Source organism: Microbulbifer maximicatervae (SeqCode), assembly GCF_052467225.1.
The window spans coordinates 4233004-4246982 of the sequence record NZ_CP174303.1 but is presented as its reverse complement, the minus strand read 5'-3'; the positions used below and the strand labels follow the sequence as shown (position 1 = coordinate 4246982).

Annotated in this window: 13 protein-coding genes; 6 read left to right on the top strand and 7 right to left on the bottom strand. The window is 49.8% G+C overall.

Features of this window, described 5'->3' with window-relative positions:
• Entirely contained in the window at positions 1-1146 is a 1146-nt protein-coding gene (gene scpB, locus ACJJIZ_RS18295; RefSeq protein WP_444914387.1) for an SMC-Scp complex subunit ScpB, read from the top strand.
• The gene (gene rluB, locus ACJJIZ_RS18290) at positions 1143-2009 is read left to right on the top strand and encodes a 23S rRNA pseudouridine(2605) synthase RluB (protein WP_444907630.1); all 867 of its coding nucleotides are present in this window, start codon (positions 1143-1145) and stop codon (positions 2007-2009) included. Before scpB ends, rluB begins: the two co-directional genes overlap by 4 nt.
• A gap of 67 nt (positions 2010-2076) precedes the next feature.
• On the opposite strand, the gene ACJJIZ_RS18285 is transcribed toward rluB, so the two are convergent.
• From ACJJIZ_RS18285 to ACJJIZ_RS18275, 3 genes are all read right to left on the bottom strand, one after another.
• The gene (locus ACJJIZ_RS18285; RefSeq protein WP_444914386.1) at positions 2077-2754 is read right to left on the bottom strand and encodes an SRPBCC family protein; all 678 of its coding nucleotides are present in this window, start codon (positions 2752-2754) and stop codon (positions 2077-2079) included.
• Between the two features lie 88 nt (positions 2755-2842).
• The gene (locus ACJJIZ_RS18280) at positions 2843-4219 is read right to left on the bottom strand and encodes an ATP-binding protein (protein WP_444914385.1); all 1377 of its coding nucleotides are present in this window, start codon (positions 4217-4219) and stop codon (positions 2843-2845) included.
• 10 nt (positions 4220-4229) lie between these two features.
• On the bottom strand, positions 4230-4934 hold the full coding sequence (locus ACJJIZ_RS18275) for a response regulator (RefSeq protein WP_444914384.1): 705 nt from the start codon (positions 4932-4934) through the stop codon (positions 4230-4232).
• A gap of 168 nt (positions 4935-5102) precedes the next feature.
• On the opposite strand from ACJJIZ_RS18275, the gene ACJJIZ_RS18270 reads away from it, so the two are divergent.
• The 4 genes from ACJJIZ_RS18270 (at position 5103) to ACJJIZ_RS18255 (ending at position 7434) form a co-directional block, all read left to right on the top strand.
• Positions 5103-5567, top strand: a complete 465-nt coding sequence (locus ACJJIZ_RS18270; protein ID WP_444914383.1) for a Spy/CpxP family protein refolding chaperone — start codon at positions 5103-5105, stop codon at positions 5565-5567.
• 221 nt (positions 5568-5788) lie between these two features.
• Positions 5789-6331, top strand: coding sequence for a flavodoxin (locus ACJJIZ_RS18265; protein ID WP_444907634.1), 543 nt, complete (start codon positions 5789-5791; stop codon positions 6329-6331).
• 6 nt (positions 6332-6337) lie between these two features.
• Positions 6338-6706 (top strand): hypothetical protein, encoded by a 369-nt coding sequence (locus ACJJIZ_RS18260; RefSeq protein WP_444907635.1) that lies wholly within the window; start codon positions 6338-6340, stop codon positions 6704-6706.
• 266 nt (positions 6707-6972) lie between these two features.
• Positions 6973-7434, top strand: coding sequence for a Spy/CpxP family protein refolding chaperone (locus ACJJIZ_RS18255; protein WP_444914382.1), 462 nt, complete (start codon positions 6973-6975; stop codon positions 7432-7434).
• A gap of 81 nt (positions 7435-7515) precedes the next feature.
• Here ACJJIZ_RS18255 and ACJJIZ_RS18250 read toward each other — a convergent pair whose 3' ends face one another.
• The 4 genes from ACJJIZ_RS18250 to ACJJIZ_RS18235 form a co-directional block, all read right to left on the bottom strand.
• The gene (locus tag ACJJIZ_RS18250; protein WP_444914381.1) at positions 7516-9465 is read right to left on the bottom strand and encodes an alpha/beta hydrolase family protein; all 1950 of its coding nucleotides are present in this window, start codon (positions 9463-9465) and stop codon (positions 7516-7518) included.
• Positions 9466-9574: 109 nt separating this feature from the next.
• Positions 9575-11644, bottom strand: a complete 2070-nt coding sequence (locus tag ACJJIZ_RS18245; protein ID WP_444914380.1) for a S9 family peptidase — start codon at positions 11642-11644, stop codon at positions 9575-9577.
• 166 nt (positions 11645-11810) lie between these two features.
• Positions 11811-12509 carry a S9 family peptidase gene (locus ACJJIZ_RS18240; RefSeq protein WP_444916223.1) on the bottom strand — a complete coding sequence of 233 codons (699 nt, stop codon included), beginning with the start codon at positions 12507-12509 and terminating at the stop codon, positions 11811-11813.
• 19 nt (positions 12510-12528) lie between these two features.
• Positions 12529-13887, bottom strand: a complete 1359-nt coding sequence (locus ACJJIZ_RS18235) for a TolB family protein (protein WP_444914379.1) — start codon at positions 13885-13887, stop codon at positions 12529-12531.
• Positions 13888-13979 lie beyond the last annotated feature (92 nt).

Here is a 13979-nt window from a genome sequence, read left to right as displayed (position 1 = left end):
ATGACAATCGCCCCCGAATTACTGCGCAAAATCGTCGAAGGCGCCCTGTTGGCCGCGGGCCAGCCTCTCAGTGAAGAAAAGCTGTTGTCTTTGCTGGACGAGGAAGAGCAACCCTCCAAGACTACCCTGAGAGATGTGCTTGAAGAAATCGCCCAGAGTTGTGCTGACCGAGGGTTTGAACTGAAGAAAGTCGCGAGTGGTTGGCGTTTTCAAGTGCCGGAAGACCTGGCTCCATGGGTGAATCGGCTGTGGGAGGAAAAGGCGCAACGGTATTCCCGTGCAACCTTGGAGACCCTCGCCATTATCGCTTATCGACAGCCGGTAACCCGTGGTGATATCGAGGATATCCGCGGCGTCGCGGTGAGTTCGCATATTGTTAAAACCCTGCTGGAGCGCGGTTGGATTAAAGTTGTGGGGCAGCGGGACGTGCCCGGTAAGCCGTCTCTCTACGCAACAACCCGGGAGTTTCTCGATTATTTTAATTTGAGCACCCTGGATGATTTGCCGACTCTGGCGGAGATCCGCGATATCGAGAGTCTGAACCAGATTCTGGGGCAGGAAGGTTTGCCTCCAGAGCCGGTTCCCGAGGAGGGAGAGTCCGAGATGGACAATGGTGCTTTGGAAGATTCTGAGTCAGAGCAAGACACCGAGGCAGAATCCTCTACTGAAGCCCCTGCGGCTGAACACGAAGATATAGACGATGCCCTGGTAGAGGCTTTGGCTGAGGAAGTTGCTGCTGAAGCATCAGGCGCCGAGACCGAGACCGAGACCGAGACCGAGTCTGAGCCCGGAGTAGATGCCGATGCAGCGCCCGCCGAGACGGATGCAGAGGAAGACTCAGTGGAAACTGCGGCAGCAGAGATCCAGTGGGAAATGGAGCAGGAAGACTCTGAAGGTAATTCGGAGTTGGATGTAAATGTTGATCTAAGTGAAGAGAGTGAACTTCACAGTGATGAGGGAAGCAGCGCTGAATCGCTGCAAGCAGAAGAAGAGAGCGAGAACTCTCTAACGGCAACGTTACCACCCAGCAGTATGTTTGCCGAAGACGACACAGCTGAAGAGGTCGCCGAGGAGTCGGTGGAGGCAAATGCTGATGTCGATGAAGATTCCAAAGAAGTAGTACAAGTGGAAAGCACCACCCCATGAGTGATGGTACCCCGCCAGCAGGCGAGAAATTACAGAAAGTATTAGCGCGCACCGGCCTCGGTTCGCGCCGTGAAATGGAGCGCGCAATTGATGCGGGCCGCGTAACCGTAAATGGAAAAGTGGCGGAGCTTGGCGAGCGCGTAACTGACGCGGATCATATCGAGTTTGATGGTAGTCGGCTGCCTTCGGCAGAGCAGAATCGCTGCCGGGTAATACTCTACAACAAACCGGTTGGAGAAATATGCTCCCGCCACGACCCGGAGGGCCGCCCGACGGTCTACGATCGCCTGCCGAGACTGAAAACCGGCCGCTGGATTTCTGTTGGGCGTTTGGATTTCAACACCAGTGGTTTACTGCTGTTTACCAACAGTGGAGAGCTGGCCAATAAATTGATGCATCCCTCCTCGGTAATCGACCGCGAATATTTGGTTCGAATCCAGGGTGATGTGGATGAGGAAATGAGGCGGCGTCTGCTCAAGGGCGTGTTGTTGGATGATGGGTCGGCGCGCTTTACCGACATCGTGGAGAGTGGAGGTGAAGGTAAAAACCGCTGGTTCTACTGCGTAGTGATGGAGGGCCGCAACCGCGAGGTGCGTCGTCTGTGGGAGTCCCAGGGAGTTAGAGTTAGCCGCTTGAAGCGTGTGCGCTACGGCAGCGTCTTTATTCCCTCCCATGTGCGCGTCGGGCAGTGGATTGAGATGGAGCCCCGCGAGATCGATGACCTCTGCGTAACGGCGGGAATGCCGAAACTGGGCCAGCGCCCATTGACCCAGGGTGAGAAACAAAACCTGGAGCGCCAGCGCAGGAAGTTGCGCAAGTCACCGGCGCCAGCCGCGCGACGCAATCGACCGAAGTCGGTTTAAACAGAAAAAGCCCGCAAATTGCGGGCTTTTTTGTATTTCAGTAATCGCTACTCTTAATTGCTGAGTGTTACTGCTGGTTTTCCGGTGTTTCTCCTGCTTCCTCTTCATTCTGGTCTCGCAGTTCACTGGGGACACCCTGAGGGCCATCACCCATTGCATCATCTACATCGGATGGAATATCTGAAACTGAATCGGTGGAGGTTCCGTCGGAGGTGCTATTTTCCGGTGCTGTTTCAACCAGGTTTTTAAGTTTTTCCAACCCTTGTTCATAAGACTCTCCCACCATTTTTTTCACTGCCAAGCCCATCCAGCGTTCTCTGGGACCACCGCCGGTATCGCTGTGGAAGTTCCAGGTAAGAAGGGTGCCGCCATCCTTTGGTTCCAGCTGGAAATCTGCCGTGGCCCGGCTGCCATCACCAAAATCCAGCTTGGTGGCGACTACAGAATCTCGCTTGCTGGCGAAGATAGTTTGACTGCCGCTTCCGGCTTTGGAGTTTTCGCCGCGCCAAGTCATTTTGGCGCCGACGCCTTCCTGGGGACCGCTGTACTCATAGAGTACCGAGGGGTCGATGTGGCGCCATGGGGACCACTCGTTGAATTTGTGGAAATTATTAACGTAGGGGAAAACCACTTGTGGTGGTTTGTTGATAAATACGCTGCGATGAACAGTGACTTCGCGTGGGAATAAGTATCCCGCGAGCACGAGAATTACCAAAGCAATAAGAATATAAATAATCCAGCGCATAGCGGGTTCCTTTGCTATTTGCGGGTGCAAGGAAGCAACCGCCAGAAAACTCTGGCGGTAGAGATGCTTATATTAGCTGCTGCGATGCTTAATCGTCGGCAATATGTAGCAGGGGGAGCTTAATCTCAACACACAGGCCCGCATCCCGGCTGTTTTTGGCGCTGATGCTTCCCTGGTGATGCAGGATGGTGCGCTGGGCGATAGCGAGTCCCAGTCCAAAGCCACCACTTTCCCGGGTGCGTGCACTATCTGTGCGATAGAAGGGGCGGAAAATAGCCTCCAATTCCTCATCTGCCACGCCGGAACCTGAGTCAATGACTGAGATGGTACAGGATTCTGAGGATTCTTTAATCGACACCTTGACCCGGCCGTGCTCGGGACTGTACTTGATCGCGTTGCGCAGGATGTTCTCCAGGGCAGCGGTCAGGGAGCTGCCCCGGGTTGCGACAAGGAGCTCTTCCCCTTCGGAGCGAATTTCAAAGGACAGGTCTTTGTCAGCAGCTTCGCTGTGGAGGTCTTCCGCCAGGGCGCTTATCAGGGCATTAACTTCCACTACGTCATCCAGGGGACGCTGCTCCTGGCTGCTAATAGGAAGTGATAGCACGTCGGCAATAATATCTTCCAGGTAATCCGCAGCCTTGCCGATTTTATCCAGTTCTGTATCGAGCCCGTTTATTTGCTTTTGGCGGGCGATGGCCAGTGCCACTTGCAGGCGTGCTAGTGGCGAACGCAGTTCGTGAGAGACATCCTTGATCAGACGGCGCTGCTCGGACATCGACTCCTGAAGCTGGGCGGTCATGGAGTCGAAGTCCAGGGCCAGGTCTGTCAGTTCATCATTCCGGGACTTTAGGGACGGAGTCACGCGGTAGTCCAGTTCGCCGGCAGCGACGCGCTTGGTGGCGGCACTTAGCTGTTCCAGTGGACGGCTCAGGTAGCGGGCCAACCAGTAGCAGGCTAGACCTGAGGCAATCATGGAAAGCAGCAACATCGGCCAAAAGTTGCGCCATAAGAAACGCAGCAATAGGCCTTCCTTGCTGTCCCCAGCAACGACGACGATACGCAGGGGGTCTCCGGTGCGCAGCGGTAGGAAGAAACCTACAGTGGGTTTGTTATTTACCAGTTTGTGAGCTTCGCGATTGCGGTAATCGAGGCTGTCGATCAACGAGCCCATATTTGATGGCACTTCGCGTCCGAGGATGTCGTTGCCTTGTTGATCAACTGCATAAACCCGCCGCTTGACTTTTTTGGGGGCTTTCTCGAGCCAGTGCTGGAATTGTTCGGGGCCGTGGCGGCGAGCGATACGCATATTTCGCATCACCTCGCGAAATAGGGCGGGGCCCTCCCAGCGTTCCTCTTGTCGGGGATCGCCGAATTCACCGAAGTGGGTAATGTAAATGGCGGCTACAACCATCACCATGGCGGTGATCCAGGCCCCAAAGAACATTTTCCAGAAGAGACTGCGCATCGTGGAAAACCTACTGCTTGCTCTGGGTGAGCATGTATCCGGCGCCTCGGATGTTGATAATCAGGTCGCGGCTGGCACCTTTATCCGCGAGCTTTTTGCGAATGTTGCTGACATGGACATCGATGGAGCGGTCGTAGGGCATCAGCTTACGGCCAAGGGCACTTTCAGTGAGAACCTCTTTGCCAACCACTTCGCCGGCATGCTGAACCAGTACCTTGAGCACGGCGAACTCTGCGCCGGTCAGAGCCAAAGCCTGATCGTTCCAATAACCCTGATGCTCTGCAGGCAGTAGTCGAATCTGGCCACTGCTAAGACTGTCGTCACTCTCTTCAGTTTCGACTCGGCCGCGGCGGAGTACTGCGCGCAGTCGGGCCGCCAACTCCCTGGGATTGCAGGGTTTGGGCAGGTAGTCGTCGGCACCCATTTCAAGGCCGACGATACGATCCACAGTGTCTCCTTTTGCAGTAAGCATCAAAACCGGCAGGGAGCGGCTTGCTGCTGATGCCTCCTCCCTGAGTTTGCGCAGCACTTCAAAGCCATTGTGAACAGGCAGCATGACGTCCAGAACCAGAGCGTCAAAGCTCTCGCTCTGAGCAAGCTCTAATCCCCGGCCACCATCATTGGCAGCAGTTACTTGAAAACCCTCTCCAGTAAGGTACTCCCTTAGCAAGTCGGTGAGTTCGGTGTCATCGTCGATTAAAAGGATGCGGCTCATGGCGTTCTCTCAGTTTCTGTGTGGCCATTATATGCAAAGCGCTGGCGCTGGTTACCGCCGGCGATGGAGCTTTTTACCGTTCTTAACAAATGTTTACCGGCGTTTTCCCCCGTTTACATAAGCTGCGCTTACTATGAAGTCACTGAACGCGAACATGAGGGCGAAGGAATGAAACACTGGAAACAAGCGATAGGAAGCTTGGCCTTGGTAGGTGTCCTGGTTGCTCCAGCAGCGATGGCTTTCGGCGGTGGTGTAAGCGGTCAGGGGCGCGGATTTGAATATATGGTCCGCCAGCTTGAGTTGACCGAAGGCCAGCAAGCACAGCTGAAGGCCAATCGTGAGAGTACTCGTGAAGCGCGAATGGCGCAACGTGAGCAAATGATTGAACTGCGCCAGCAAATCAATGAAGCGATCGAATCTGGTGCTGACCAGACGACACTGGACCAGCTGGGTGAGGAGCTTGGCAAACTAAAGGTTCAGCAGATGCAGAATCACGATACGATGAAAGAACAGTTCAAGGCCATTCTGACTGATGAGCAGAAGGCCAAGCTGGAGCAGCTTAAGAGTGAGCGCAAAGCGCGCCAAATGAAACGGCGCGATGAAAGCTCTGCGAGCCAGGATACTGAGTCCTAGGCCCCCCAACCAAAGACTCCTTGTGCGATCCGCTGGGTGCACCCTTCCCCAAGGCCCAGCAGGTTCATAACCCTTAGCCCCCGCTGCCCCGGGGGCATTTTTCTTTATTCTTGCCGAAACCTGATCAGATAGGTAACTTGCTGAGCCCGGTTATTGCTGGGAGAATACGCCGCCTTGTAATTTAGTATGTAGCGGCCCGGATTGGGCGGAGAGGGTTGACTGTGAGTAAAATCGGCTTGTTCTATGGCAGTGATGAGGGTAATACCGAGTCTGTAGCTTTGCGCATCCGCGCCCGCCTTGGCGAAGACAATGTAGACCTGTTTGATATTGCCGATGTCACCCAGTTGGATATTGCTAATTATCAGTATCTTATCTTTGGAATCCCTACCTGGGACTTTGGTCAGATTCAATCTGACTGGGAAGAGTTCTGGGAGGATGTGCAGGAAATCGATTTTAGCGGAAAGACCGTCGCTTTATTTGGCCTGGGAGACCAATTTGGGTACGGCGACTATTTCCTGGATGCGATGGGCATGCTCCACGATGTTATTGTGGAAAAAGGAGCCACTATAGTCGGTCACTGGTCCACTGAAGGCTACGAGTATGAAGCCTCAAAAGCTGAAGTCGAAGGTGGAGCAAAGTTTGTCGGCCTGGCTATTGATGAAGACCAGCAGGAAGAGATGACCACAGAGCGGCTGAATCGCTGGTGTCTGCAAATAGCTGAAGAGCTTGCGCTTGATAGTGATGTTCTTGAGTTGGATGACTGATTCGTTATGAAAAGCTCTCTGTTGTTCAGCGAGTTTTGGCCCTGGCTGGCAGAGCATACAAATTGCATCGTCAGGGCCGGAAGTAGTGATTCGGTAGTATACGATGATGATGACTACCACTGGCGCTTCACCGCTGAAGATGCCCGTACCAAGTTGGTTCAGGTAATGCGCGGTAAACGACCCGTCGCCGAGCTGTTTATTGAGCCTGAACATATAGCCGCTGTGCGTATTTCTCCCGGGGAGCGGGGAGAGTACAACTTTGACCTGGTAGCAGAAGTCCAGGGGCGCGAGCAGGTTGTTTATTACTTTGTTCTGACTCACTCACTGGAAGATGTGGATACGAAACAAAATCCCTCCTCAGCCGCTCTCCATTAAAAACCTCTAAATGTTGTGGAAGTTATACTAGTCAGCCCTGTATAACTTCCGGATTAAATTTCCAATTTAAATTCTATCCCTCTCTTTTATTTCCCTTCACAACCATTAATTTGAAAATTTTTTTACAGTCGGTGCATTTTGTAAACTGTATTTATTATAAAAAGCGCTTGTTGTGAGTTCTTAACAAAGGTTTACCACAGTTATCCCCCGTTTACACGGCGCTCACTTACTATGTACTTACTGAATGCAAACGAGAGGGTTGAACGATGAAAAACTGGAAAACTGTAGTAGGTAGTTTGGCTTTGGCTGGCGTTGTAGCAGTACCAGCCGTTGGCATGGCATGTGATGGTAAAGGACGTATGGAAGGTCGCGGCCATGGACCAGAAAAAATTGCTAAAGAGCTGGACCTGACGGAAGCTCAAAAGGATCAACTGAAGGAGCTTCGCGAGTCCAACCGTGAAGGAAAAATAGCTAAGCGCGAAGAAATGCACAAAGCGTATGAAGAGTTGCGTGAAGCAATTCGTTCCGGGGCCGATCAGCAAACACTGGCAAGCCTGGGGGCGGAGATTGGCAAACTGGAAGTCGCTAAAATGCAGAGCCGCAACCAGATGCGTACTCAATTTGAGTCTGTATTAACAGATGAGCAGCTCGCCAAGCTGGAAACCCTGAAGGCTGAAAAAAAGGATCGTCATATGAAGAAGTGGAAGGCATATCGCGATCATGGTTAAGTGATCTTCTTTTCTGCTGTGACGGGTAGCTTGACAAGTGTAGCCCCTGAAGTAAGTGGGGCTACATTTTCAGTTTAAATTTTATCCTTTATTTTTTTCGCTAGCCCCAACGCCAATATGTTGATCCAAAAAGTCCAATATTTCTGTGTAGAGTTTCATCCTGTTCTCTTCGGCATAGAAGCCATGTCCTTCTGTTTTTACAAATAGGGTTTGGATAGGTTTGCCTTCCTTCTTGAAAGCTTTTACTAATGCTTCTGCGTGTTCAATAGGAGCTCGCTTATCTTTTTCTCCGTGAATCAAAAAAATCGGTAATTTAAGTTTGTCTGCGTTGTGTATTGGGGAGTTGGTTTTCAAAAGATTCTCATCTTTACTAAGAGTTCGATTTAGGTATGAAATACCACGCTCCCTTTTTTTGATATCCCCTTTGGTGTATATCATCTCTAAGTCATATACGCCAGCATAGCCTATCGCGCACTGGTATAAATCGGGGTAGCGAATGGGATTCATTAGTGCTGAGTATCCTCCAAAGCTTGCACCATAAATACAAATTCGCTTAGGGTCGGCATAACCTTTCTCAATGGCCCAGCCGACGGCCTCTGCGATATCCTGTTGAATTTTTCCTCCCCATTCTCGAAGACCTGCAGAATAGAATTTATCACCATAGCCGGTGGAGCCACGGAAATTCACCTGAAGTACAAGGTATCCATTTTGAGATAAAATTTGTGCGTTTCGGTTATAACCCCAGTAGTCGCGTGAGTGAGGGCCACCATGCGGCAATACAACCATAGGGTTGTGTATTTTAGATTCTTGAGGGAAAGTAAGGTAAACGCCTACGTTTAAATTATCTGTGGTGGTGAAAGTGTCGGCTAACATCGGATTTAGCTGGCTAGGATCGAGCCAATTAGCAGATGATATTAAGAAATCAACAGCTTTGCTTGTCAAATCTACTATATAGTAGTCGCCGGGTAAGCGATCTCCATAAACTTTTAGTATTCCTAAGTTCCCGTCAGTTGTAAAACTGGTGAATTTAATTCGAAATCCATGAAAGGCTTTCTTAATTCCCCTAAAAATTTTAGGGAAACGCTCCCCGTGGTCAATGAACTGCTCGACTGGATAATCTGGGTGTAGATAGACGCCTGTCGGCTTATAGGAGGCTGGTGAATAAATGATGCCACTAATGTCGGATGCTTGATTCTGATAAACCAGTGAATAATCTTCGCTTTTGGGCTTTAATTTAATCAGGGCTTGAGTTTTGTTTTTTTGATTCGTAATTAAGTAGGCTTCCCCTGTATCTGTATCAAAACCTACTGGTCTAGCTGAATCTAGTGTGGAATTTTTGACTCTATGCCAATTGTTTTTGGACCTGAAAAATAGTTGTCGATTGTTATTTTTATCAGTGCCAGTAGCATAGAGGAGGTTACCTGCTCCATCAGTGTAAGCTCGCCCATCTATTTGGGGTAGCTTTATGACTTGATTTTTAACTCCAGTATATATGTTAAGTTTGGCAACTTCTCCTTTGGACTCCCAATCGTTCCTCCAGGGGGATGTGGAGATAAGTATTTCTTTTTTCTTATGTGGAAGAGGGTCAATAATCGTAGCATGTGCATAAGTTGATTCGGCCTTCTTAAAGCGGGTGCCAGTTTGACGTTCTCCGGCCAAGTAACCAAAAATGTTTTTTCCCTTGGAGCCGTCGTAATTGATGGCATACAGGGAGCCGTAGTTGACAGGGGTTTCTAGAGCTGCCTTTCGTGACATTACTTCAACTACAACCCTTTCGTTGTTTGCCCAGTAGAAATTTCCTACTTCCTCCCTGCCTCTAAAATGTAAGAATCCAGTGAATTCTAAAGATTCAATAGACATAAAGATCAGTATACGTTCACCTCCATGTAGTTTCCTTATGGCTAGATGTGAGCCTGTTGGAGATATTTTTACTTCCTCAATATCTGCGTGGCGTATGAATTTTTTTAGTGGTACTTGGCTTGAATATGCAATGGTGGGCCATAAAAAAAGGATAAGTAAAATTTTACGCATAATTTCTTCCTTATAAATTATGCTGTTGATTATGCGTTAAATTGGGAGAGGAGAATAGAGAAATAGAAAGCGGGCTTTGAAAGCCCGCTAGGAAGGTTTTAGCTTTGGTTTATTGGTACAGATTGTTAGTTTTTGCTAAGTCTTCACTTTCCCGATTGGACTTGTGCTGATCAAACCAATATAGAATCGATGCAACTTTTGCCACTAACTGACTTGGCCTGGCAGCGATACTGTGGGATGCCCCTGGAATGCGAACCATGGCAGCGTCAACGTCATTAAGTTTTAGTGCTTGATAAAACTGTTCCGTTTCTGACATTGGTGTACGGTAATCCTCTTCCCCGGTTAAGAGCATAGTGGGAGTGGTAACGTTTCCGACATAGGTGAGCGGTGAGCGACGGCGGTATTCCTCAGGTTTCTCCCAGGGCATCCCTGAGAACCAATAGCTAGTAAAAAACCTCGAATAATCAGCAGTTAAAACGAAGCTCTCCCAGTTGATGACAGGCTTGGCAACAACAGCAGCTCTGAAGCGATCGGTTTTGCCAATAATCCAGGCTGTCAGTGTACCCCCACCACTGCCACCTGTTACAAAAAGCTGCTCTTCATCAATATAACCTTGAGCAATTACTGCATCGACGCCAGAAATCAGGTCGTCGTAATCCTGGCTCGGGTAGTTATGGTGAATTAAGTTGGCAAATTCATGGCCGTAGCTGGTGGAGCCACGGGGGTTAGTGTACAGAACAACATAACCAGCAGCGGCAAATAATTGGACTTCGGCGGCAAATCTGGGGCCGTAATTAGAGAAGGGACCACCGTGAATTTCCAATAGAAGGGGATACTTCTTCTCGGGGTCGAAATTGGGTGGGTAAGCGACCCAGCCCTGAACATCTCGGCCATCATAGCTCGATTTGTAGTTGATCTCCTCAATATTTGCCATCTCGCGCAGTGGCATCAGGTCGCCATTGAGCTCGGTGAGTGCCTGGGTTTTGCCGTTGCGCGCTAGAGCCAGTTCGGCGGGATTCTGAGGGGTCGTTTGTGTGTAGGCGATGTCCCCGCGTTTGGAAACTGCAAAATTGGCACCGGAGTAAGGGCGTCCCAGCGAAAGGCCTCCTGCGTCGCTGGCCATCAGGGTTTCGCTGGAACCAATTTTCTTGATGGCTATTTTGGTGGAGCCGTGATCGTCGTAGCTATAGGCAATTCGCTTGCTATCGCCCAGCCAGTGGAAGTTGGAGATGCTGCGATCCTTGGCAGTTTTTATTTTACGGGACTTCCCGCTATTGAGATCCAGGACGCGCAGAGTATGTTGTTGGTATCCGAGCTTTTGATCTTCAAAGCCTAAATAGGCCAGCTTCGTACCATCTGGAGACATCTGCGGGTGATGGTCGGGACCATAACGTTCGGTAATTTGCTCGATACTGCCGTTTTGTAGGCTTACCTTGTAAATTTCCGAGTTCATCAGCTCGATTTCGTGATCGGGATGACGATTGGCTGAGAAGTAAATTGCATCGTTATTTTTACTCCAGGCGAGACTGCTGTGGTGATCGTACTCGCCTTCGGTAAGCTGGCGAGGGGTACCGCCCTCTCGAGGGATCACAAAAACCTGTACATGCCCCTGCTTTAAATAGCCCATGCCATCTGAACGATAAATGCTGCTGTCGATAAACTGTGGTGGCTTAGCCCACTCTGCGCCTTCCGGGGCACTGGGGAGCTTTACTGGCAGAGGTTTGCTCTCCGGTACGAACATAGTGAAAGCTATTTGCTTACCATCCCGTGACCACTGGATATTGGAGGGGGATTTTGGCAGGTGAGTAATCTGCAGATTCTGGCCATTATCTAACCACAGCAGGTGGATCTGCGGGCTGCCACTGCGGGTGCTGATAAAAGCGATGGTCTTCCCGTCTGGGGATAGCTGTGGGGAGTAATCGGAGTAGTCTCCAGAGGTCATAGGGCGGTGATCTTTGCCATCGGTACCGATACGCCAAAGGTTCGCGCGCTTGCCGTCTTTCATTTTGTTCATTGAGTTGCGGACGTAATAAATACTTTTCCCGTCACTGCTGAACTGAGGGCTACTCGCGTATTCGAGGTTAAATACATCCTCGTAACTAAAATTGGGTAGTTGGTTATCAGCGAGCGCAGGGCTGGCGATAAACATCGCTGCGACAATTTTTATTAGCCGGTTCATGATCTTTAGGCTCCTCCTTCTTGTTTCCTAGAGGATACCTGAGGAAGGGGGGGTAAAGGGAGTGATCCGTTGACTGGTGTGCTCGATGGGATAATCCGTGATGGAGCAGCAGGATGGCTGACCTGCTACTCCGTTATTTGGCCGAATATACCTGTAAAATTTTGAATTAGTTGGTTGCTAAGTCCTCGCTTTCATTTTCTCTATCGGGTTTGTGTTGATCAAACCAGTAGAGGGTCGAAGCTACTTTAGAGATTCTCTTGCTGGGTCTATCGGAAAAGTTATGGGATGTGTTTGGAAGGCGCACCATAGCCGCCTCTACATCATTTAACTTTAGTGCTTGGTAAAACTGTTCGGTCTCAGATATCGGGGTGCGATAATCGTTTTCTCCGGTCAATAGCATGGTCGGTGTAGTGACATTGCCAATATATGTGAGTGGAGAGCGGCGTCGATACTCCTCGGGGGCCTCCCAAGGCATCCCGGAAAACCAGTAGCGAGTAAATATTTTGGAGTAATCGGCAGTTAGAACAAAGCTCTCCCAATTGATTACCGGTGCGACAACTACCGCAGCCCTGAATCGTTCAGTTTTACCAATAATCCAGGCCGTCAGTGTGCCGCCGGCACTCCCACCTGTGACAAATAATTGATCCTCATCGATATAGCCTTGGGCGATAACTGCATCGACACCTGCCATTAGGTCATCGTAATCCTGGCTGGGGAAGTTGTGATGGATCAGGTTGGCAAACTCATTGCCGTAGCTGGTAGAGCCACGAGGGTTAGTGTAGAGCACGACATAGCCTGCGGCGGCAAATAGTTGCATTTCGGCAGAAAAGCGCGGGCCGTAGTTAGATAGTGGGCCACCGTGAATCTCAAGTAACAGGGGGTATTTATTTTGGGGGTCGAAATTTGGGGGGGTAGGCTATCCAGCCCTGGATATTGCGACCATCGAAGCTGGATTTATAGTTGATCTCTTCCACATGGGCCATATTGCGTAGAGGTATCAAATCACTGTTGATCGCCGTGAGAGTTTTTATCTTGCCGCCACGAGAAATTGCAAGTTCTGCGGGAATTTGAGGTGTGGTTTGTGTATAAACTACGTTTCCATGTTTGGAGACAGCAAAATCTGAAAAACTATAGGGCGCGCCTAGTGTCAGTCCACCGGCGTCATCCGCTATCAAGGTTTCCATTCCGCCAATTTTCTTAATGGCAATTTTGGTTGAGCCATGATCGTCATAGCTGTAAGCAATATGCATACTGTCAGCGAGCCACTGAAAATCGGAAACGCTACGATCGCTGGCAGTTTTTATTAGCTGGTTTTTTCCACTAGCGAGGTCGATCACTCGCAAAGTGTTTTGGTGGTAGGAAAACCGCTGATCTTCAAAGCCTAAATATGCTAGCTTTCTTCCGTTGGGTGAGATTTGAGGTTGAAAATCGGGGCCAAATCTTTCGGTTACTTGCTCAATATTCCCATCGTCGATATTTACCTTGTAAATTTCTGAATCCAGCAGTTCAATTTCATGATTTGGGTGGCGATTTGCTGAAAAGTAAATGGCCTTATTATTTTTGCCCCAGCTGAGTTGGCTATTGTGCTCGTAGTCCCTACTGGTGAGCTGGCGGGGAGTACCTCCTTCACGAGAAATCATGAAAACCTGTGAATTGCCCTGCTCTAAGTATCCCTGGCCCTCAATGCGATATAAGCTCTTGTCGATAAACTGAGGTGTTTCCTCCCACTCGCCCCCTTCTGGTGGTGTGGGAAGCTCTACTGGCAGCGGTTTGCTCTCGGGCACGAACATGGTGAAGGCGATATGCTGACCATCGTGTGACCACTGGATATTTGATGGGGCTTTGGGTAGATGGGAAATTTGCTCACTTTTACCATTATCCAGCCACAATAAATGTATCTGGGGCTTTCCACTCCTGTCGCTGATAAAGGCAATGGTTTTTCCATCTGGAGATAGATGTGGCGAGTGGTCGTGAAAATCTCCCGAAGTTAAGGGGCGATGATCTTTGCCATCATCGCTGATATACCAGAGGTTTGCCCTTGTGGTATCTGCCATTTTGTTCAGGGAGTTGCGCACGTAATAAATATTTTTATCGTTAGTGCCAAACTGTGGGTCGCTGGCGTACTCCAGGTCGGAAATATCCTCGTAGCTAAAATTGGGTGAATGTTCATTTGTATTTGCGTGGGTGGAAAATGCCGGGCTTGCAATAACTGCCGCAGCGATAAACTTTATAAACCTATCCATGGTCCGTGAGCTCCTTTTTATTATTAGATGCAGCATACCGAAGGGGTGTCAACAGAGGAGATAAATACGCTGAATTGTAGTATTGAAGGGAT

Coding starts and splice junctions, on each gene's coding strand:
- scpB (WP_444914387.1), top strand. CDS start 1: ATGACAATCGCCCCCGAATTACTGCGCAAAATCGTCGAAGGCGCCCTG.
- rluB (WP_444907630.1), top strand. CDS start 1,143: ATGAGTGATGGTACCCCGCCAGCAGGCGAGAAATTACAGAAAGTATTA.
- ACJJIZ_RS18285 (WP_444914386.1), bottom strand. CDS start 2,754: ATGCGCTGGATTATTTATATTCTTATTGCTTTGGTAATTCTCGTGCTC.
- ACJJIZ_RS18280 (WP_444914385.1), bottom strand. CDS start 4,219: ATGCGCAGTCTCTTCTGGAAAATGTTCTTTGGGGCCTGGATCACCGCC.
- ACJJIZ_RS18275 (WP_444914384.1), bottom strand. CDS start 4,934: ATGAGCCGCATCCTTTTAATCGACGATGACACCGAACTCACCGACTTG.
- ACJJIZ_RS18270 (WP_444914383.1), top strand. CDS start 5,103: ATGAAACACTGGAAACAAGCGATAGGAAGCTTGGCCTTGGTAGGTGTC.
- ACJJIZ_RS18260 (WP_444907635.1), top strand. CDS start 6,338: ATGAAAAGCTCTCTGTTGTTCAGCGAGTTTTGGCCCTGGCTGGCAGAG.
- ACJJIZ_RS18255 (WP_444914382.1), top strand. CDS start 6,973: ATGAAAAACTGGAAAACTGTAGTAGGTAGTTTGGCTTTGGCTGGCGTT.
- ACJJIZ_RS18250 (WP_444914381.1), bottom strand. CDS start 9,465: ATGCGTAAAATTTTACTTATCCTTTTTTTATGGCCCACCATTGCATAT.
- ACJJIZ_RS18245 (WP_444914380.1), bottom strand. CDS start 11,644: ATGAACCGGCTAATAAAAATTGTCGCAGCGATGTTTATCGCCAGCCCT.
- ACJJIZ_RS18235 (WP_444914379.1), bottom strand. CDS start 13,887: ATGGATAGGTTTATAAAGTTTATCGCTGCGGCAGTTATTGCAAGCCCG.